Origin of the sequence: Pseudomonas sp. PDM15 (assembly GCF_014851565.1) — a bacterium.
GTDB lineage: Bacteria > Pseudomonadota > Gammaproteobacteria > Pseudomonadales > Pseudomonadaceae > Aquipseudomonas.
Window position 1 is genome coordinate 716,350 of record NZ_JACVAA010000002.1, and the last position, 17,900, is coordinate 734,249.

Genomic DNA, 17,900 nt, shown 5'->3' on the forward strand with positions numbered 1-17,900 from the left:
CCGGGCTTGTTGGTGCAGGGAATCCGCTTCGCTGAACTATTGGAACAAAGCGTCGCTGGACAGGCCATTCTTTTCCAGGATTTCGCGCAAGCGCTTGAGAGCCTCGACCTGTATCTGCCGTACCCGCTCGCGAGTCAGGCCGATCTCCTGGCCGACTTCCTCCAGCGTGCAGCTCTCATGGCCGCGCAGGCCGAAACGCCGCACCACCACTTCGCGCTGCTTGTCGGTCAGCTCGGATAGCCACTGATCGATGCTTTCGGACAGATCATCGTCCTGCAGCAGATCGCAAGGATCGCTGGGGCGGTCATCGGTGAGGGTATCGAGCAGAGTCTTATCAGAGTCCGGGCCGAGGGACACATCCACCGAAGTGACTCGCTCGTTGAGGCCGAGCATGCGCTTGACCTCATCCACCGGTTTCTCCAGCAGATTGGCGATCTCTTCGGCCGAAGGCTCGTGATCCAGTTTCTGAGTCAGCTCGCGAGCGGCGCGCAGGTAGACGTTGAGCTCCTTCACCACATGAATCGGCAGACGAATCGTGCGGGTCTGGTTCATGATCGCCCGCTCGATGGTCTGACGAATCCACCAGGTGGCGTAGGTGGAGAAACGGAAGCCGCGCTCGGGATCGAACTTCTCTACGGCGCGGATCAGGCCGAGATTGCCCTCTTCGATCAAATCCAGCAGGGAAAGTCCGCGATTGACGTAGCGTCGGGCGATTTTCACCACCAGGCGCAGGTTGCTTTCGATCATGCGCTTGCGCCCGGCAGGGTCGCCCTTCTGCGCTAGGCGCGCGAAGTGCACTTCTTCCTGAGGGGTCAGCAGGGGGGAGAAACCTATCTCGTTGAGGTACAGCTGGGTCGCGTCGAGCGCCCGGGTGTAATCGATGTACTTGTGCTGTTTGAGAGTAGTGGTCGAGTTCTTGGATTTGGCGCTGGAAAGAGACAGCTCGGCTTCCTCTGTCATGTCTTCCAGGACGATGCCGGGCTCCATCAGGAGAACCTCATCGTCGACGTCAAACTCCGGCGCTTCTTTGCTGAGTGCCATTGTTGTTGTCCTGTGCTGAGTTCGACAACAAGCCTTGGCGGCACCCAATCCAGTTCCGCATCAGGGAGAACCGGCCCCCCAAGTCAGCACAAAGCTGACCTGCCGCCGATTCATGGCGCACCTGATGAATAGCTGGATGACTCCCTGGCAACACCAAAGCCCGCTCCTCCCACGCATGGAACAGGATGGTGGCAGAGTCAACGACGAGGCAGATATTGCAGGGGGTCTACCGGTTTGCCCTGGCGGCGAATCTCGAAATGGAGCTTCACCCGATCAGTGCCCGTGGATCCCATCTCGGCGATATGCTGTCCGACTTTGACCTGCTGTCCCTCCCGCACCAGCAACCTGCGGTTATGTCCGTAGGCGCTTACGTAGGCATCGCTGTGCTTGATGATCACCAGTTCGCCGTAGCCCCGTAAACCACTTCCGGCGTACACCACGGAACCATCAGACGCAGCTAAAACAGGCTGGCCCAATTCCCCAGCGATATCAATTCCTTTATTCAAACTCCCGTTTGACGAGAATTTGCCGATCAGCACGCCCGCAGAAGGCCAGGCCCAGCCCTTCGCCGAACGCGGTACCTGCTGCACTTTGCCGGGTGTTGCCGGTGTGCCGCTGGTGGCTACGGGTGGCTGGCTGACAGGCTGCTGCGGCGGAGACGCGATCACCACCGGAGGTTGCGTGGTAACCGGCGGACGCGAAGCGGTCTGCGCTGGAGTGTTCGGCACGCGGGTTACCGGTGGCCGGCTCGGCTGCGCCACCACTGGCGCACTGCCCTGCTGCGGCAGATCGAAACGCACGCGCTGCCCCGGGCGAATGGTGTAGGGCGGGGGAATATTGTTGCGCGCGGCCAGGGCTTTCCAGTCCCAGCCAAAGCGGAAGGCGATCGAGTAGAGAGTGTCGCCACGCTGCACCACATACTGACCAGCAGTGGTCTGCGGGCGCGCCGGTACGGTGCTGCCGCCCCCGTGGGTGCGGTCCACCACCTGCGGCGATGTAGAAGGCGAGCTGCTGCAGCCCGACAGTATTGCTGCGAAGACTGCTGCCCCCAGGCCGAGGCCTGCCAGGCGCTTTCGCTGCTGTCCGCTCGTGAGACTCACCCCGTGCTCCCCTGCCGGTGTTTCTTGTAGATAGATGCCGCGCATTGTGCCGGAATTATCCGGCATCGCCAGTGTTCGCGCTGGCACTGTGCCGCAACAACGCGCCGAGCCTCAGGCCAGAAGGCCGTTGAGCAGCGGTACGAAGCGCACCAGATCGAGTACGTGGCGGGAATAACCGTCCTCTTCGCGCACGATCAACAGCAGTTCCTGGGTTTCCCCGGCGCCCACCGGAATGACCAGGCGGCCGCCAACGGCCAGCTGATCCAGCAGCGCCTGCGGCACCTCGGCGGCAGCGGCGGTCACGATGATGCCGTTGTAAGGGCCGAGGGCGTTCCAGCCTTCCCAGCCATCGCCCCAGCGGAACACCACGTTGCGCAGCTTGAGCTCGACGAGGCGCTCCTTGGCGCGGTCCTGCAGGGACTGAATGCGCTCCACCGAGAATACCCGCTCCACCAGCTGCGCCAGTACGGCGGTCTGGTAGCCGGAGCCGGTGCCGATCTCCAGCACCTTGTCCAGCGGGCCACCGGCCAGCAGCAGCTCGGTCATGCGCCCGACTATATAAGGTTGGGAAATCGTCTGGTTGTGGCCGATGGGCAGCGCGGTGTCTTCGTAGGCGCGGTGCGCCAGAGCCTCGTCAACGAACAGGTGGCGCGGCGTACGGCGGATGACTTCCAGCACGTGCGGGTTGGACAGACCTTCCTCGTACAGCCGCTCGATCAGGCGTTCGCGAGTGCGCTGCGAGGTCATGCCGACGCCCTGGCGCTGCAGATGATCCTGGCCGCGCATCAGACCAGTCCCTCCAGCCAACCGCCGATACCCTCGAACGCCTCGTGCAGGGTGCGATCGAGCTGCAGCGGGGTGATCGACACATAGCCCTGCATCACCGCATGGAAATCGGTACCCGGCCCACCGTCCTCGGCATCGCCGGAGACGGAGATCCAGTAGCCTTCCTTGCCTCGCGGATTGACCATCTTCACCGGCGCGGCGGCGCGGGCGCGATGACCAAGACGAGTCAGCTGGATGCCACGGATATGTTCCAGCGGCAGGTTGGGCACGTTGACGTTGAGCACGGTGCGCGGCGGCAGGTCGAGCCGTTCGTGCGCCTCCACCAGCTTGAGCGCGAAGTAAGCGGCGGTAGCTAGGTTGTCGGTACGCCGCGACACCAGCGAGAAGGCGAACGCAGGCTTGGCCAGGAAACGCCCTTCCAGCGCGGCGGCGACGGTGCCGGAATACAGCACGTCGTCACCCAGGTTGGCGCCCAGGTTGATGCCCGACACCACCATGTCCGGCACCTGCTCCAGCAGGCCGTTGAGGCCCAGGTGCACGCAATCGGTCGGCGTGCCGTTGAGGCCGATATAGCCGTTGGGCATGGTCGCCGGATGCAGCGGGCGGTCCAGGGTCAGCGAGCTGCTGGCACCGCTTTTGTCTTCGGTGGGCGCGACGATGGTGCACTCGGCATAGTCCTGCAGCGCGCCATGCAGCGCGGCGATACCGGGTGCCATCACCCCGTCGTCGTTGGAGATCAGAATTCGCATGGGGAGTCCGTGTGCCCCGCCGGCAGCAGATCGACCAGTTCGCGCACCACCGCGGTGGCGAAGCATCCGGCCGGCAGGACGAATTGCAGTTGCACTATCTCAGGCTCCGGATAATGCCACGTCAGCCCGGCGATGGGGAGGCGCAGGATGCGCCGTTCGTGCGCCATGCCCGCCTTCGCCAGCCAGGCGACCAACGCCGGTTCGGCGGCGGCCAGTTTCTGCTCCAACGCCTGCGCGGCGCCCTCGGCCGACGATACGCCTTCGCCCCACAGCGGGCCGGTCGGATGCAGGTCGAGAATCGCCAGGCGCGGGTCGCTGCATTCGCTCTCCCCAGCCATAAAGAAGCTACGGCTGTCGGTGAAGGCCAGCAGGTCGCCGACCCGCACCTGGTTCCAGCTGCCGTCGGCCACGCGCGCCGCTAGGGCCCGGTTGAACAGGTAGCTGCGCGCCGACGAGAGCAGGCGCGAACGGGTATTGCGTTGCTCTGGCAACTCGCTGCGCTCGGCGAAGGCACGTGCATCGCCGACGTTGCCGCCCTGCCAGCCAAAGCGCTGCAGGCCGTAGTAGTTGGGCACACCCTGCTCGCGAATGCGCTGCAGGCGTTGCTCCAGCGCCTCACGGTCGGCATGCAGGCCGGTCAGGCGCAGGGTGAAGCCGTTGGCCGAGTGAGCACCGCGCTGCAATTTGCGCGAGTGACGAACCCTCTTGAGGATGACCAGGGTCTCGCCCTCGGCGGCGGACAGGTCGGGATCGGCCTTGCCCGGCAGGTGCAGGCTGAACCACTGGCGGGTCAGCGCCTGGCGGTCCTTAAGTCCGGCGTAGCTGATACTGCGCTGCGACACCCCGGCCGCACGGGCCAGACGGCGCGCCGCCTCCTCGGTATTGAGGCCACGCTTCTCCACCCACAGCCACAGATGCTCACCAGTGCCGGACAACGGAATGTCCAGCACCTCGTCGACCTGGAAGTCCTCGGCGGTAGCCTTGAGCACGGCCTGGCCGCAGGCATCTCCATGGGCACGTGGGCCCAGCAGTTCCAGCTCGGTCATGCTTTTACCAGCAGGGCCACGGCGTGAACCGCGATGCCTTCCTCGCGGCCGGTGAAACCAAGCTTCTCGGTGGTGGTGGCTTTGACGTTGACCGCATCCAGGTCCACCTGCAGGTCCTCGGCGATCAACCCGCGCATGGTGTCGATGTGCGGCGCCATCTTCGGCGCCTGGGCGACGATGGTGGCGTCGACGTTGCCGACCACATAGCCCTTGGCCTGAACCAAGCCGACCACATGGCGCAGTAACGCGCGGCTGTCGGCGCCCTTGAAGGTCGGGTCGGTATCGGGGAAGTGCTTGCCAATATCGCCCAGCGCGCAGGCACCGAGCAGCGCATCGCTCAAGGCATGCAGCAGCACATCACCGTCAGAGTGAGCGACCAGGCCGAACTCGTGCGGGATGCGCACGCCGCCGAGGGTGATGAAGTCGCCCTCGCCGAAGCGATGAACGTCGTAGCCGTGACCGATACGCATAGGGCTGCTCATGAAAAACCGGGCCTAGAGAAAAATCAGGGCGCGATTCTACCGCAGGCCGGCACCCCGCGAACCCTTCTCATCCAGCCCTCAGTCGTCGGCGGAATCGTCGAAGGCACGGTACCCGGCAAAGCCCTTCGCCTCACCCAGCACCAGCGGCCCCGAGTGATCATCCGTCTGCGCCACGCGCCGTGCCCGGCGCGCAGTGAAGAACAGCGGCCCGCCGACGCCGATCAGCACCAGGATGACGAAAAGCCAGCCCCGACTCAGCCACCAGGCAAAGGGCAGTAACGCCACTCCGGCCAGCAGCAGAACCAGGCCTAGGCCTTCACGCAGATTCATCAGGCCAGCGCCGCCGCGTGATGGCGCAGATGGTCATCGATGAAACTGGCGATGAAGTAGTAGCTGTGGTCGTAGCCCGGCTGCATACGCAAGGTCAGCGGATGCTCGGCTGCCTTGGCCGCGGCCTGCAGGGCCTGGGGCTTGAGCTGGACTTCGAGGAAGTCGTCGCGGTCGCCCTGGTCCACCAGGATCGGCAGCTTCTCCGTGGCCTCGGCCAGCAGCACGCAGGCATCCCACTCGCGCCAGCGCGAACGGTCATCGCCCAGGTAGTTGGAGAACGCCTTCTCGCCCCAAGGACAGTTGAGCGGGTTGGTGATCGGCGAGAACGCCGAAACCGACTGGTAGCGCCCCGGATTCTTCAGCGCGCAGATCAGCGCACCGTGGCCACCCATGGAGTGGCCGGCGATGCCGCGCTTGTCGGTGATCGGGAAGTTGGCCTCAATCAGCGCCGGCAACTCCTGCACCACGTAGTCGTACATGCGGTAGTGGCGCGCCCAGGGTTCCTGGGTGGCGTTGAGGTAGAAGCCGGCACCGAGGCCGAAGTCCCAGGCCTTGTTCACATCATCCGGCACGCCTTCGCCACGCGGGCTGGTGTCCGGGGCGATGATGATCAGGCCGAGCTCGGCGGCCAGCTTCTGCGCGCCGGCCTTCTGCATGAAGTTCTCGTCGGTGCAGGTCAGGCCGCTCAGCCAGTACAGCACCGGCAGCTTGGCGCCCTGCTCCGCCTGCGGCGGCAGGTACACGGCGAACACCATGTCGCAGTTGAGCGCAGTGGAACGGTGGCGGTAGCGCTTGTGCCAGCCGCCGCAGCTTTTATTGCTGGAAACGATTTCCAAGGTCAAGTGAACTCCTCCCCACGTAGGGTGGAAAACCGCGAAGCGTTTTCCACCAGCCAAGGTGGACAAGCGACCGGGACGGCCGCGTTGTCCACCCTACGACTCAGTAGTGGATAACGGTGCGGATGCTCTTGCCTTCGTGCATCAGATCGAAGGCGGTATTGATCTCGTCCAGGCCCATGGTGTGGGTGATGAAGGTGTCCAGCGGGATCTCGCCCTTCTGCGACTTCTCCACATAGCTCGGCAGCTCGGTACGGCCCTTGACGCCGCCGAACGCCGAACCGCGCCAGACGCGCCCGGTCACCAGCTGGAACGGGCGTGTGCTGATGTCCTCGCCGGCACCGGCCACGCCGATGATCACGCTCTCGCCCCAGCCCTTGTGCGCGCACTCCAGCGCCGCGCGCATCAGCTGCACATTGCCGACGCACTCGAAGCTGTAGTCGACGCCGCCATCGGTCATCTCGACGATCACGTCCTGAATCGGCTTGGCATGGTCCTTCGGATTGACGAAATCGGTCGCGCCCAGCTCGCGGGCCACGTCGAACTTGGCCGGGTTGATGTCGATGGCGATGATGCGCGAGGCCTTGGCCATCTTGGCGCCGATGATCGCCGCCAGGCCGATGCCACCCAGGCCGAAGATGGCCACGGTGGCGCCCTCTTCCACCTTGGCGGTTTTGAGCACGGCGCCGATGCCGGTGGTGACGCCGCAGCCGAGCAGGCAGACCTTCTCCAGCGGCGCGTCTTTCGGGATCACCGCCAGAGAGATTTCCGGCAGCACGGTGTACTCGGAGAAGGTCGAGCAGCCCATGTAGTGGTAGATCGGCTCGCCGTTGTAGCTGAAGCGGCTGGTGCCATCCGGCATCAGGCCTTTGCCCTGGGTGGCGCGCACCTTCTGGCACAGGTTGGTCTTGCCGGATTTGCAGAATTTGCACTCGCGGCACTCGGCCGTGTACAGCGGGATCACGTGGTCGCCGACCTGCACCGAGGTCACGCCCTCACCCACTGCCTCGACGATGCCGCCGCCTTCATGGCCGAGGATCGATGGGAACACGCCTTCGGAGTCGGCACCGGACAGGGTGTAGGCGTCGGTGTGGCACACACCGGTGGCGACGATGCGTACCAGCACCTCGCCGGCCTTAGGCGGAGCAACGTCCACTTCAACGATCTGCAGCGGCTGGTTGGGGCCGAACGCGACGGCGGCACGGGACTTGATCATGGGCGCTCTCCAGCGAGTAAAAAGTGCCGAGAGTGTAGACCCCCGCGTTTTTCTGGATAATCCAGGCAATCAGCAAAACATTATTGCCAACTAGGGATAATCGATGAGCAACTGGGAAGGCCTGGACGAGTTCGTCGCCGTCGCCGAATGCGGCCGTTTCGCCGCCGCCGCGCAGCGTCTGGGGCTATCTACCTCGCAGGTCAGCCGCCAGGTGGCGCGCCTCGAGGAACGCCTGCAGACCCGCCTGTTCTACCGCAGTACGCGCAAGGTGACGCTGACCGAGGCCGGGCAGACCTTTCTGCAGCACTGCCAGCGCCTGCAGGACGCCCGCGAGGAAGCCCTGCGCGCCATCGGCGACCTCAACGACGAGCCCAAGGGCCTGCTGCGCATGACCTGTGCGGTGGCCTATGGCGAGCGCTTCATCGTGCCGCTGGTCAACCAGTTCATGGCGCGCCACCCGCAGCTGCGCGTGGAAATCGAACTTAGCAACCAGACCCTCGACCTGCTGCACAGCAGCATGGACCTGGCGATTCGCCTCGGCCGCCTGCAGGACTCGCGACTGGTCGCTACCCGCCTGGCACCACGGGTCATGCACCTGTGCGCGGCGCCCGCCTACCTCGAACGCTATGGCCGGCCGCACTCGCTGTCCGAACTGGGCCGGCACAACTGCCTGGTTGGCAGCAGCGATCAGTGGAGTTTCCAGCAGGACGGCCGCGAGTTGAGCCAACGGGTGCAGGGCAACTGGCGCTGCAACAGCGGCGAGGCGGTACTCGACGCCGCACTACGCGGCTTCGGCCTGTGCCAGCTGCCGGACTACTACGTGCAACCGTACCTGCGCAGCGGCGCGCTGGCCGACCTACTGCCGCAACAGCGCCCACCACACACCGCCGTATGGGCGCTGTACCCACAGCAGCGCCACCTCTCGCCCAAGGTGCGCCTGCTGGTGGAGCTATTAAAGGAAGGCCTGGCCCAACGCCCGGAATACCACGAAGCCAGCGCCCCCACCCCGTAGGCTGGACTCAGGAGCGTAGCGAACAGTCCACCATCCACTCCCTGGTGCCGATCCCGCCTAACCCGGAGTAAGACACTCCGGCCCCTCGAAGGCAGGATCGTTGATCAGCGTACTCAGCCCCCGCTCGCGCAGCTGCGGCTGCGGCGCCACCAACACTGCCTGCAGCTGCTCGATCGATGCCTGCGGATCGAGCCAGACACGGGTAGCGGCCTGGTCGAGCAACACCGGGCGGCGCAGGTAATTGGCCGGCGAGGTGACCATCGCCACGCTGAGGTAGGTTTGCCCCGCCGTCGGGTAGGCCTCCCACAGACCGGCGAAGTACAGTAGCCCTTCGCTGCTCATCCAGTACGGACGCTTGTGGTTGGCCTGCCCGCGCCATTCATAGAAGCCGTTGGCCGGCAGCAGGCAGCGACGCTGACGGAAGGCCTCGCGGAACATCGGCTGCTCGGCCAGCGTCTCGGCGCGAGCATGGGCCGGCGCCTTGCTGAAGTCATCGAGCCAGGCCGGCGTCAGCCCCCAGCGCCCGGCCGCCGCCTGCAGCTCACCTTCAGGCTGATGAATGAACAGCACCTGAGCGCCGGGCGACAGATTCCAGCGCTGCGGAAAGCTTTCGGGAAAGCCCGGCAGGCTCGACACGGCCTGGGGCCAACGAAACAGGGCGTAGCGTCCACTCATGGGTAGCGGTGTTTCCAGTAACAGAAGAAGGCGACGGAACAGTCAGCAGAGCAGCACGCCGGGAAAACCCTCGGGCTCTTCACCCGGCAGTGGCGCGGCGGCATTGTACGCGGCGATCAGCCGACGCGCGTGCTCAGCATCGTCGTCCTCCACCAGCAGCCCCAGCAGGCCCAGCGCCGGCAGCTCCCCCACCGCACCGAGCAAATGCCGCCCGGCCAGATGCGCCTCCACCCCCTCGCTGGCCAGCACTCCGACCAGCAGCTCGGCTTCTAGCAAATCCTGCGGCTCGTAGATTCGCTGCATCAGTCGTTCTCCGTGCGCACATCCAGCGACCATTCCTCACCATCGGTGCGCAGGTCGAAAACAATCGGCCGGCAACACACCGGGCAATCCTCGACATACTCCTGGTCCCCGGCGGAGAGGTCGAGCAAGGCCTCGGCCTGTTCCCAGCAATAGGGGCACTGGTACAGCTGTGATTCCAGCATTGCGGCCTCCAAATGACTTGCCGTTATGGGGCCTTGGCCGCCATAAAGTCTAAAAATCTCTCAATTTTCAACGCCTTATGAATCCAAAACCCCAGAAAACCTAACAATGACTCAAGGAATTTAATCCGCTGTAGTCATCCCTCTTGATGCTAGCTCGTCTTCCTTTGACAACGCAGTGGCACGATGCCACCCCATGTGCTTCTTTATATGGTGTTAGCTGCACAATAGTCGTTCTGTTAAGGCCGAAACTCTCTCCACCATCCAAGTTGACAGGGAAGCCACTATGCAAAAGTACCCACTATTATTAATAGTATTATCCACGACACTTAATGCCACACCTATTCCTACTCAGGATAGATTTTCAGTCATCCAAGAAATTAAGGATGGCTGCCTAAAATCTCAAATTAACGCCCCAGAAAATGGTGACGTACCGCTGGCGGTAATCCATCAGTACTGCGATTGCACTTCGGAAAACGCAGCGAACAGCCTCACTGCTGAAGATGTAGATGCGATGAACTCAGGTAACCCATCGCCAGGCGCACAAAAAATAGCACAGGCATATGCATATTGCCGATGAGTGTCCATTCATTCAATCACCATAAAATGATGCAAGCCACTGAAATACCACACCAGTAAAAGCACTAGACAATCAACTAATATGAGGCGCACCAATGGCCACTTCCACTTGCCCTAAATGCACCGGCACCACTTTTGAAATGAAGGAAAATGGAAGCGTCCGCAACGCTGCATACAAGATAATGTTCATTCAATGCACAAGCTGTGGCGCAGTTGTAGGTACAACTGACTACTTCAACGTACCTAGCTTGTTAGAAAAGCTCGCAAAGAAAATGGGCTTTAACATACACCAATAACACCAAGAGACTGCACAAACGATGCAGTCTCATTCACTATAAATGGCAGCTCATAATTCATTTAAAACAACAGACCATTCCGATCAGGAAAACAGTAATGGGAAGATCCAAAGAAGACTGGATGACTCGTGAAGCACTGCAAGACATGCACGAATGGATTGACGAAAACTACGGCGAAGGCGCAATAGAAGAAGGGTCAAAAGAATGGAGCGAAGCCGCACGCGCTTATGAGGAATACTGCGACAACATGCAGCAACAGCACGAAGATGATCTCTCACGAGAAGAATATGAATATTACTTATTCATGAATTCGAAAGAGGCTGACGCGACATTCTATAGAGACATATTAGAACTTAAGGTCATGCTCAATAGCATTAGCAACATGACATACAACCAAACCTTCTTAAAAATGGTTTTTGCTCATGCAGTAACAATTCTAGAAGTATACCTGGAAGACGCCACCAAATCCCTGATACTTTCCAGCAATACCTATCTTTCAAACACAATAAAAAACGTCAAGCCGTTCTCAGACTCCACATTTAAATTAAGCGAAATCGCACTTGAGGCCGATGGAATAAAAAAATTTGTAATAAACAAGATGTCGGATAATTTATTTCACAACATTCCTAAAGCCTTAAACACACTGAGCGGAATATTAGACAGAAAAATCAATGTAGCATCTGCGGATGTGTGCCTCATTACAAGCATCCGCCACGACGTAGTTCATCGAAATGGAAAGAACAAAGATGGCGCACAAATAGAAATCACCTTTTCTTTTGTCGATAACGCGCTAGAGAAAATTGAAAAATTTGTTAGCGCATTAGATCAAGAAATAGCTGATCCCCTTTAGAATTTTGGCTGCGAACTGACTCTTTTTTTTGTCGCCCTGCATCTACTGACTCTTTCCAAGTAATTCAGCTCACCCATATCCTGCGCCATACCTTCGCCTCTCACTTCGTCATGGCGGGCGGTGACCTTCGTACCCTCAAAGACATCTCGGCCACGCCGATATCACCACCACGATGATCTATGCGCATCTTGCGCCTGAGCACTTGGATAAGGCCTCATCTCTCAATACCCTATCACTCTCGTCTAGCGGAAATCGCTGAGCTACGACATGGATGGCGCTCATATGCATTACAGAACCTTTCTATCTTTCCTTGGCGCGGCGCTCCTGGGTGCGGCATTGGCGGCTGCAGTTAAAACGGGCTTCATCCTGCCTGGCGTGCTGCCCATGACACACCTATTCATGTTCATCCTGGAGTCACCGCTCGGAAAGCTTGCTCTATCTATGCATGGTAGTGAGGGAGGTATGTTGATCGCCATTCCCCTTCGCGCTTTTGCTTACAGCGTTGTGATTGGTGCTGTAGCAGGGGTGATGGTCCGAAAGCTCAGATTCAAGCGTGTCTTTTGCTATTCGGCACTTTGGCTGCCCTTGGCCGATTTTGTTATGGGCTATCTTCAGGCATCTGACGCTGCCAGCACCTATGCCGAGCAACTGGCGATAATGCAGAAGAACATTGGCTTGGCCATCTGGGCTGATCTGTGGATTTACGGCTGGTATTTCTTAGCGCTGTATCTCTCTTTTATCATTGCCAACCGCATAAAGCCGCTTCCTGCCAAGCTTGTAAAAGAGTCCCCGCAACCCGTTTAGCCCTGCGCGATGAATCACAGGGAGGCGGGGCCAGTAGTCATTGTGTAGGCATTAGATAGTCAATCGATGACTCGATCACGCCTAACGAGTCCGGCACTCGGGCCTTTCGCCGCCTCCATGTGACTTGCCGTTATAATCGCCGGTCTATTGCAGGCCCGCGCACGGGCATTCCGAGCAGCCTAACCACGAGAACATGATGGGCGAATTCGATTCCATCCGACCCTACGCCGACCACGAAGTCCCTGCCGTGCTGGCACGCTTGCTGAGCGACGACACCTTTCTCGGCGCTCTTACCCGCTTTCGCTTCCCGCGCCTCGCCGGGCCATTTGGCTGGCTGCTCAAGCCGCTCATTGCCTATCGCCTGCGCCACGAGACGGCCGGCATCGATTCGGTGGATGCCCTGCAGGCGCGCATCGAGCCGTATATCGACCGTACCGTGGAGCGCGCCACCGATGGCATTAGCTTCGCCGGGCTGGAACGGCTGCAGGCGGGCACGCCTTATCTGTTCCTGGCCAACCATCGCGATATCGTGATGGACCCGGCCTTCGTCAACTACGCGGTGTTCCATGCCGAGCTGCCGACGCCGCGCATCGCCATCGGCGACAACCTGCTGCAGCGCCCCTTCGTCAGCGACCTGATGCGTCTGAACAAGAGCTTCATCGTGCACCGCAGCGTGACCGGTCGGCGCGAGAAGCTGGCGGCCTTCCAGCTGCTGTCGGCGTACATCAATCATTCGATTCGCGAGGAAGGCCAGTCGATCTGGATCGCCCAGGCCGAGGGCCGGGCCAAGGACGGCGACGACCGTACCGATTCGGCGATCCTCAAGATGTTCCACATGAGCCGCAAGGACGAGCCGTTCGCCGAGGCCCTGGCCGCACTGAACCTGGTGCCGGTGTCGATCAGTTACGAGTACGACCCCTGCGACCAGGCCAAGGCCCGTGAACTGCAACTGCGCGCCAGCACCGGCAGCTACGAGAAGGCGCCAGGCGAGGACGATGCCAGCATTGCCCTGGGCATTACCGGCTACAAGGGCCGCGTGCATGTGCAGTTCGGCGAGCCGGTGCGCACAGGCTTCGAGGATGCCAAGCAGCTGGCGGCACTGATTGATCAACATATCCTCGGCGGCTACCGGCTGTTCCCGGTGCACTACCTGGCCTACGCCCAGTGGGACGAGCGCGATGCCGACTTGCAGGTGCCTGCGGCCGAGCAGCTGTTCCCCGCTGCCGAGCTGGCCAAGGCCCGCGCCGAATGGCAGCGCCGCCTGGATGCCTGCCCCGCCGAGCAGCGCCCCTGGCTTATCCGCCAGTACGCCACGCCGGTGCGCAACCAGTACCGGATCAAGGCTGGTTTGCCGCTGTAAGCGAGTCTCCGAAGCAAAACGGCAGCCATCAGGCTGCCGTTTTTGTTTACGCGGAAGGGTTTCAAAAACCGGTGCTAATCCACGACAGCACCAGCGCCGCACCCAGAGCGGCGCCACCAAAACCGTAGAAGAAGCGGTTGATACGCTGGGTCGGCTCGTCCAGCAACGAGGTCTCCCCGTCGATCTCGTCCAGTTCGCTGTCGGCCGCCAGGTGGGCAACCGCACGCTGCTCACGCAGACGGGTGGCCAACAGCAGCCAGCTGCCGGCGAAGGCAAAGAATAGCGCCAGGCCGTTGAGCACTTGCCCGGGATAGGTCGAGAACAGGGTCCAGAGGTACTGCAGGGACACGCGAATCACCTCAGCAGGAGAAAGATGCACCATCGGCAGGAGATACAGGCACCAGAAGCGGGCAAGGTGGCTCGCCCGGCTCTGGCGTGAGCCTCGTGGCCATTCGTCGGAGCACCAGAAACAGGCGAAGCCGTCGTCGGCAAGGCTACAGGGCCCGCATTTGGCGGGCGGCAGTCTACTGGAACCCGTCTGGTTATGAACTACGTTCCGACGAACGTTGGTGCTTATCACCAAATTGTCTGAAAACGGTCATCGAACTGGCCTAGGGTTTGTTTCTCCATCCGTGACCATCCAGTCACAGTGGTGACGGAGCGAAATCCATAACAGCGGAGGACCCGCCATGCTCAACCCGCAACCTGTTGATCGCGACTATCTCATCGACTCGCTGGACGAAGTGGAAGCCGTGGTAGATGAACTCTCCTTCAATGTGCAGGACTACCACTGGCTGGTGTATTGCGCCCTCGGCGGCCACGAGCACTACGATCTGCCTGACATCGACGAACGCACCGGCTTCAGCCTGCCGGAGCTGTATGCCGAAGCGGCCTGACCAGACGGCCTGACCCGAACATGAAAAAGCCCGGCATTGCCGGGCTTTTTCGTTGCGCAGAGTGCCTTATTGCTGGCCGAGCATCTGGCCGATGGTCGGGTCCTTGAAGGTACGGGTCAGGGCGTCGCTGAGTACGTCGCTGATCAGCTTGGTGTTGGTTTCCTGGTTCGGCGCCATACCGAAGCGCTGGTTCAGCGAGGCACCGTAGCGGCCGCTGTAGCGACGGGCGCTGTTCTGCACATCGGCGCGGAAGGTGGCGCTGATGTCGGCCTCGGTGACGTACATGCCTTCCTTCGGCGACTGGTACTTCAGCTCGGCCAGGGTCAGGGTCAGCTGCGGCGCGTTGTAGGCGTTCTGGCTCGGCGTGAAGCCGAGCAGGCGGACGGCCGCCTCGGCCTCGGCCTGCAGGCGCGGCAGGATGTCCTGGCCTTGCACGCTGATGGCGCTGGTTTCCGGATACAGGCCGCCACGAGTGCCGAGTACCGGCGACGGGCGACCGTCCGCAACGCGCACCACGACCGGCTGGCCCTGGCCGACGGCCACCAGCGCGGCGTTGAGTTTGGGCTGCGGGCGCAGCTGCTGCGGGCTGTGGGCGCAGCCGACGAGGGCGACGCCGAGAGCGCCTAGCAGACCGAACAACAGGTGTTTCTTCATGAGCGATCTCCAGAAGGTGGCTGCGGAAAATGGCCGGCAGTATACCCACCGCTCCGCTGGGCCGACAGCTGTGTTTCAGACCGCCGCCGAGGCCGGGCGGTTCCTGTCATCGCCCTGTCACCGCCACATGCGATAAGACTCCGGCACCCGAAGGAGAATCGCTCGATGATGAGTCTATGGTCCCTGCTTACCCCGCGCGCCAGGATGCGCCGGTTCGCGCTGCTGGATGCCACTGGCACCTGCCGCGCCTTGCGCAAGGCACGCGAAATGCCAGCCGAGGCCGGCTGGGTGGAAGTGCGCGAACTGCGCAATCAGTGGCTGGGCCAGATGCTACCGCTGGAGGCCATGGTCGCGCCGCGACACATCGGCATGCGCCCGCGCCCTGCCCTCGCCGCCTGATCCCAGGCATGAAAAAAGCCGCCCGAGGGGCGGCTTTTTCGTTAGCGCTACAGCATCAGGCGAGCTGCAGGGCCTTGTCGCTCTGCTCACTGACCGACCGGTACAGCGCGGCATCTTCTTCCAGCACCTTCTCGCGGGCCGGGAAGATCTCCTTGAGCTTGGCAGCCCAGGCATCGCTACCGGCCTGTGCGGCGAAACAGCGCTCGATCAGGTTGAGCATGATCGATACGGTGACCGAAGCACCCGGCGAGGCGCCCAGCAGGGCTGCGATGGTGCCGTCCTCGGCCGCTACCAGTTCGGTACCGAACTGCAGGATGCCGCCCTTCTTGGCGTCCTTCTTGATGATCTGCACGCGCTGGCCGGCGATCTCGAGGCGCCAGTCGGCCGGATTCAGGTTCGGGTAGAACTTGCGCAGCGATTCCAGGCGTTGTTCCGGCGACTGCAGCACTTCCTTGATCAGGTAGCGGGTCAGGTCGAAGTTGTCGCGAGCCACGGCGAGCATCGGGCCGATGTTGCTCGGACGTACCGACAGCGGCAGGTCGAGGAACGAGCCGTACTTGAGGAACTTGGTGGTGAAGCCGGCGTAGGGGCCGAACAGCAGCGAGGTCTTGCCGTCTACCACGCGGGTGTCCAGGTGCGGCACGGACATGGGCGGTGCGCCCACTTCGGCCTGGCTGTAGACCTTGGCCTGGTGCTGCTTGACCACTTCCGGGTTGTCGCAACGCAGCCACTGGCCGCTCACCGGGAAGCCGCCGAAGCCCTTGCCTTCCGGAATGCCGGACATCTGCAGCAGCGGCAGTGCGCCGCCACCGGCGCCGAGGAACACGAACTTGGCCTTGATCTCGCGCTGCTCGCCGCTCTTGGTGTTCTTGACCTCGGCACTCCAGCCGTCGGCAGTGCGCTTGAGGCCGGTGACTTTCTGGCTGTAGCTGACGGTGGTACCACCCTGCTGGGCCAGGTATTGCAGCAGCTGGTTGGTCAGGGCGCCGAAGTTGACGTCGGTGCCGTTCAGCGAGCGGGTCGCGGCGATGCGCTCGTTGGCATCGCGGCCCTGCATCATCAGCGGCATCCACTCGGCCATGGCGGCCTTGTCTTCGGTGTACTCCATGCTGGCGAACGCATGGTGCTGGGTCAGCGCGGCATGGCGGGTCTTGAGGAAGACGACATCCTTCTCGCCGCGTACGAAGCTCAGGTGCGGCACTGGATTGATGAAGTTCTTCGGCGAGCCGAAGGCGCTCTTGCCGCACAGGTACGACCAGAACTGCTTGGAAACCTCGAACTGGGTGTTGATTTGCACCGCCTTCTTGATGTCCACCGAACCATCCGCCGCCTGCGGCGTGTAGTTCAGCTCACAGAGGCCGGCGTGGCCGGTACCCGCGTTGTTCCACGGGTTGGAGCTTTCGATGGCGCCGGAGGAACGCAGTTCGGCGATCTCCAGCTTGAGGGTGGGGTCCAGCTCCTTGAGCAGCACCGCCAGGGTGGCGCTCATGATGCCGGCCCCGACCAGCAGCACATCCACAGTTTCGTGATTGACTTGCGTCATTAACGCTTCTCCAAGATCTGCAGTACCAAGCCGCTGACATCGGCCTTTTGAGCCGCGCACCGACGTCTAATCACTGGCAGCCAGACGGGTGTCTGGAGCTTCGGAGGGCTCGCACCGTGGCCGATGATTTGGCCTGACCGATCCCGAGCAACCTCGTCCGGCGCGCACCGCCTGTGGGCGATCCGCGCGTTCAATTCTTCACTTCCCGGCAGAGCTCTAACGCTCTGCAACGACCTTCAGCGGAGCGCGCAAGACACGCGCCAGACCAGCTGCCGCGCCGGCTCGGGAGATTTACGGCGCGCACAATACCACTATTGCCGCGGGCTCAGTCGCAAAAAATGCACGAACCCCGGCGGACGGTCATTTTTTCTACGGCTGTCAGGCTTTTGCCGCTTTAACGGCTTCCACATAGGGCTCGGCCAGGCGCTGATCCTGAATCAGGGCGATGAAATCCTGGCCCTGGGCGTCCTTGGCGTCGAGGTCGTAGCCGGCAGCCTTGAAGAAGGTCAGGAATTTCTCGAAGTCGTCGATGCGCAGGCCGCGGTAGGCCTTGACCAGCTTGTGCAGGGACGGCGGGGTGTCATCCGCCGGCTCGACGTCGAGGAACAGCTTGATCGAGTCGTCGCTGATCTCTTCGCCAATCACCTGTTTCTTGTCTTTACGCATCACGCACTCCAGCAGCGGGCATCACGGGGGCCGGCAGTTTACCCTTGCCCCGTGCGCCGCTCAACGCGACTAAAGACTGCAGACGGGAGTCCCGCGGA

At 61.8% G+C, this 17,900-nt stretch carries 23 protein-coding genes and 1 pseudogene; 8 read left to right on the forward strand and 16 right to left on the reverse strand.

The window, feature by feature from the left end; all coding sequences use genetic code 11:
* Positions 1-36: 36 nt before the first annotated feature.
* The 9 genes from rpoS to IB232_RS07525 all read right to left on the reverse strand — a co-directional run bounded on the left by rpoS (position 37) and on the right by IB232_RS07525 (position 7,586).
* A complete protein-coding gene (gene rpoS / locus IB232_RS07485) occupies positions 37-1,041 on the reverse strand; it encodes an RNA polymerase sigma factor RpoS (RefSeq protein WP_137971233.1) in 1,005 nt (334 codons plus the stop codon).
* 197 nt (positions 1,042-1,238) lie between these two features.
* On the reverse strand, positions 1,239-2,141 hold the full coding sequence (locus tag IB232_RS07490) for a peptidoglycan DD-metalloendopeptidase family protein (RefSeq protein ID WP_412547718.1): 903 nt from the start codon (positions 2,139-2,141) through the stop codon (positions 1,239-1,241).
* Between the two features lie 111 nt (positions 2,142-2,252).
* Complete coding sequence (locus IB232_RS07495; RefSeq protein ID WP_192397990.1) at positions 2,253-2,888, reverse strand: protein-L-isoaspartate(D-aspartate) O-methyltransferase; 636 nt, start codon at positions 2,886-2,888, stop codon at positions 2,253-2,255.
* Between the two features lie 38 nt (positions 2,889-2,926).
* Entirely contained in the window at positions 2,927-3,676 is a 750-nt protein-coding gene (surE, locus tag IB232_RS07500) for a 5'/3'-nucleotidase SurE (protein ID WP_192397881.1), read from the reverse strand.
* Positions 3,664-4,722, reverse strand: coding sequence for a tRNA pseudouridine(13) synthase TruD (gene truD / locus IB232_RS07505; protein WP_192397882.1), 1,059 nt, complete (start codon positions 4,720-4,722; stop codon positions 3,664-3,666). Before truD ends, surE begins: the two co-directional genes overlap by 13 nt.
* The gene (gene ispF, locus IB232_RS07510) at positions 4,719-5,192 is read right to left on the reverse strand and encodes a 2-C-methyl-D-erythritol 2,4-cyclodiphosphate synthase (RefSeq protein WP_192397883.1); all 474 of its coding nucleotides are present in this window, start codon (positions 5,190-5,192) and stop codon (positions 4,719-4,721) included. Before ispF ends, truD begins: the two co-directional genes overlap by 4 nt.
* 90 nt (positions 5,193-5,282) lie before the next feature.
* Entirely contained in the window at positions 5,283-5,534 is a 252-nt protein-coding gene (locus IB232_RS07515; protein WP_192397884.1) for a hypothetical protein, read from the reverse strand.
* A complete protein-coding gene (fghA, locus tag IB232_RS07520; RefSeq protein WP_192397885.1) occupies positions 5,534-6,376 on the reverse strand; it encodes an S-formylglutathione hydrolase in 843 nt (280 codons plus the stop codon). Before fghA ends, IB232_RS07515 begins: the two co-directional genes overlap by 1 nt.
* Before the next feature lie 97 nt (positions 6,377-6,473).
* Entirely contained in the window at positions 6,474-7,586 is a 1,113-nt protein-coding gene (locus IB232_RS07525) for an S-(hydroxymethyl)glutathione dehydrogenase/class III alcohol dehydrogenase (RefSeq protein ID WP_192397886.1), read from the reverse strand.
* Between the two features lie 103 nt (positions 7,587-7,689).
* On the opposite strand from IB232_RS07525, the gene IB232_RS07530 reads away from it, so the two are divergent.
* Positions 7,690-8,598, forward strand: a complete 909-nt coding sequence (locus IB232_RS07530) for a LysR substrate-binding domain-containing protein (RefSeq protein ID WP_192397887.1) — start codon at positions 7,690-7,692, stop codon at positions 8,596-8,598.
* A gap of 57 nt (positions 8,599-8,655) precedes the next feature.
* Here the strand turns inward: IB232_RS07530 and IB232_RS07535 are convergent, their stop codons facing one another.
* The 3 genes from IB232_RS07535 to IB232_RS07545 are packed head-to-tail and all read right to left on the reverse strand — an operon-like array spanning position 8,656 to position 9,758.
* On the reverse strand, positions 8,656-9,273 hold the full coding sequence (locus IB232_RS07535; RefSeq protein ID WP_192397888.1) for an SOS response-associated peptidase: 618 nt from the start codon (positions 9,271-9,273) through the stop codon (positions 8,656-8,658).
* A gap of 42 nt (positions 9,274-9,315) precedes the next feature.
* Positions 9,316-9,576 carry a putative signal transducing protein gene (locus IB232_RS07540; protein WP_043308586.1) on the reverse strand — a complete coding sequence of 87 codons (261 nt, stop codon included), beginning with the start codon at positions 9,574-9,576 and terminating at the stop codon, positions 9,316-9,318.
* Positions 9,576-9,758 (reverse strand): CPXCG motif-containing cysteine-rich protein, encoded by a 183-nt coding sequence (locus IB232_RS07545; protein ID WP_192397889.1) that lies wholly within the window; start codon positions 9,756-9,758, stop codon positions 9,576-9,578. Before IB232_RS07545 ends, IB232_RS07540 begins: the two co-directional genes overlap by 1 nt.
* Positions 9,759-10,041: 283 nt before the next feature.
* Between IB232_RS07545 and IB232_RS07550 the strand changes: the two genes are divergently transcribed.
* The 5 genes and pseudogenes from IB232_RS07550 to IB232_RS07565 all read left to right on the forward strand — a co-directional run bounded on the left by IB232_RS07550 (position 10,042) and on the right by IB232_RS07565 (position 13,644).
* A complete protein-coding gene (locus IB232_RS07550; RefSeq protein WP_192397890.1) occupies positions 10,042-10,335 on the forward strand; it encodes a hypothetical protein in 294 nt (97 codons plus the stop codon).
* Positions 10,336-10,727: 392 nt separating this feature from the next.
* The gene (locus IB232_RS07555) at positions 10,728-11,480 is read left to right on the forward strand and encodes a HEPN domain-containing protein (RefSeq protein ID WP_192397891.1); all 753 of its coding nucleotides are present in this window, start codon (positions 10,728-10,730) and stop codon (positions 11,478-11,480) included.
* Positions 11,481-11,545: 65 nt separating this feature from the next.
* A pseudogene (locus IB232_RS23475) lies at positions 11,546-11,739 on the forward strand (tyrosine-type recombinase/integrase); the annotation flags it as partial.
* Between the two features lie 23 nt (positions 11,740-11,762).
* A complete protein-coding gene (locus IB232_RS07560; protein ID WP_192397892.1) occupies positions 11,763-12,284 on the forward strand; it encodes a hypothetical protein in 522 nt (173 codons plus the stop codon).
* Positions 12,285-12,477: 193 nt separating this feature from the next.
* Positions 12,478-13,644 carry a 1-acyl-sn-glycerol-3-phosphate acyltransferase gene (locus IB232_RS07565; protein WP_192397893.1) on the forward strand — a complete coding sequence of 389 codons (1,167 nt, stop codon included), beginning with the start codon at positions 12,478-12,480 and terminating at the stop codon, positions 13,642-13,644.
* A 61-nt stretch (positions 13,645-13,705) separates the two neighbouring features.
* Here the strand turns inward: IB232_RS07565 and IB232_RS07570 are convergent, their stop codons facing one another.
* Positions 13,706-13,993, reverse strand: a complete 288-nt coding sequence (locus IB232_RS07570; RefSeq protein ID WP_192397894.1) for a hypothetical protein — start codon at positions 13,991-13,993, stop codon at positions 13,706-13,708.
* A 340-nt stretch (positions 13,994-14,333) separates the two neighbouring features.
* On the opposite strand from IB232_RS07570, the gene IB232_RS07575 reads away from it, so the two are divergent.
* On the forward strand, positions 14,334-14,540 hold the full coding sequence (locus tag IB232_RS07575; RefSeq protein WP_137971201.1) for a hypothetical protein: 207 nt from the start codon (positions 14,334-14,336) through the stop codon (positions 14,538-14,540).
* 66 nt (positions 14,541-14,606) lie between these two features.
* On the opposite strand, the gene IB232_RS07580 is transcribed toward IB232_RS07575, so the two are convergent.
* Positions 14,607-15,194 (reverse strand): YajG family lipoprotein, encoded by a 588-nt coding sequence (locus tag IB232_RS07580; RefSeq protein ID WP_137971200.1) that lies wholly within the window; start codon positions 15,192-15,194, stop codon positions 14,607-14,609.
* Between the two features lie 165 nt (positions 15,195-15,359).
* Between IB232_RS07580 and IB232_RS07585 the strand changes: the two genes are divergently transcribed.
* Positions 15,360-15,593 carry a hypothetical protein gene (locus IB232_RS07585; protein ID WP_192397895.1) on the forward strand — a complete coding sequence of 78 codons (234 nt, stop codon included), beginning with the start codon at positions 15,360-15,362 and terminating at the stop codon, positions 15,591-15,593.
* Positions 15,594-15,648: 55 nt separating this feature from the next.
* Here the strand turns inward: IB232_RS07585 and mqo are convergent, their stop codons facing one another.
* Positions 15,649-17,136, reverse strand: coding sequence for a malate dehydrogenase (quinone) (gene mqo, locus IB232_RS07590; protein WP_192397896.1), 1,488 nt, complete (start codon positions 17,134-17,136; stop codon positions 15,649-15,651).
* 378 nt (positions 17,137-17,514) lie between these two features.
* On the reverse strand, positions 17,515-17,802 hold the full coding sequence (locus tag IB232_RS07595) for a PA4642 family protein (protein ID WP_192397897.1): 288 nt from the start codon (positions 17,800-17,802) through the stop codon (positions 17,515-17,517).
* Between the last annotated feature and the right edge of the window lie 98 nt (positions 17,803-17,900).

Bases quoted from the DNA above. Each gene is read 5' to 3' on its own strand.
- IB232_RS07580 (WP_137971200.1), bottom strand. From the start codon at position 15,194: ATGAAGAAACACCTGTTGTTCGGTCTGCTAGGCGCTCTCGGCGTCGCC.
- surE (WP_192397881.1), bottom strand. From the start codon at position 3,676: ATGCGAATTCTGATCTCCAACGACGACGGGGTGATGGCACCCGGTATC.
- IB232_RS07545 (WP_192397889.1), bottom strand. From the start codon at position 9,758: ATGCTGGAATCACAGCTGTACCAGTGCCCCTATTGCTGGGAACAGGCC.
- IB232_RS07595 (WP_192397897.1), bottom strand. From the start codon at position 17,802: ATGCGTAAAGACAAGAAACAGGTGATTGGCGAAGAGATCAGCGACGAC.
- IB232_RS07525 (WP_192397886.1), bottom strand. From the start codon at position 7,586: ATGATCAAGTCCCGTGCCGCCGTCGCGTTCGGCCCCAACCAGCCGCTG.
- IB232_RS07515 (WP_192397884.1), bottom strand. From the start codon at position 5,534: ATGAATCTGCGTGAAGGCCTAGGCCTGGTTCTGCTGCTGGCCGGAGTG.
- IB232_RS07565 (WP_192397893.1), top strand. From the start codon at position 12,478: ATGATGGGCGAATTCGATTCCATCCGACCCTACGCCGACCACGAAGTC.
- mqo (WP_192397896.1), bottom strand. From the start codon at position 17,136: ATGACGCAAGTCAATCACGAAACTGTGGATGTGCTGCTGGTCGGGGCC.
- IB232_RS07535 (WP_192397888.1), bottom strand. From the start codon at position 9,273: ATGAGTGGACGCTACGCCCTGTTTCGTTGGCCCCAGGCCGTGTCGAGC.
- IB232_RS07575 (WP_137971201.1), top strand. From the start codon at position 14,334: ATGCTCAACCCGCAACCTGTTGATCGCGACTATCTCATCGACTCGCTG.
- ispF (WP_192397883.1), bottom strand. From the start codon at position 5,192: ATGCGTATCGGTCACGGCTACGACGTTCATCGCTTCGGCGAGGGCGAC.
- IB232_RS07530 (WP_192397887.1), top strand. From the start codon at position 7,690: ATGAGCAACTGGGAAGGCCTGGACGAGTTCGTCGCCGTCGCCGAATGC.
- IB232_RS07550 (WP_192397890.1), top strand. From the start codon at position 10,042: ATGCAAAAGTACCCACTATTATTAATAGTATTATCCACGACACTTAAT.
- IB232_RS07560 (WP_192397892.1), top strand. From the start codon at position 11,763: ATGCATTACAGAACCTTTCTATCTTTCCTTGGCGCGGCGCTCCTGGGT.
- truD (WP_192397882.1), bottom strand. From the start codon at position 4,722: ATGACCGAGCTGGAACTGCTGGGCCCACGTGCCCATGGAGATGCCTGC.
- rpoS (WP_137971233.1), bottom strand. From the start codon at position 1,041: ATGGCACTCAGCAAAGAAGCGCCGGAGTTTGACGTCGACGATGAGGTT.
- IB232_RS07540 (WP_043308586.1), bottom strand. From the start codon at position 9,576: ATGCAGCGAATCTACGAGCCGCAGGATTTGCTAGAAGCCGAGCTGCTG.
- IB232_RS07495 (WP_192397990.1), bottom strand. From the start codon at position 2,888: ATGACCTCGCAGCGCACTCGCGAACGCCTGATCGAGCGGCTGTACGAG.
- IB232_RS07555 (WP_192397891.1), top strand. From the start codon at position 10,728: ATGGGAAGATCCAAAGAAGACTGGATGACTCGTGAAGCACTGCAAGAC.
- IB232_RS07585 (WP_192397895.1), top strand. From the start codon at position 15,360: ATGATGAGTCTATGGTCCCTGCTTACCCCGCGCGCCAGGATGCGCCGG.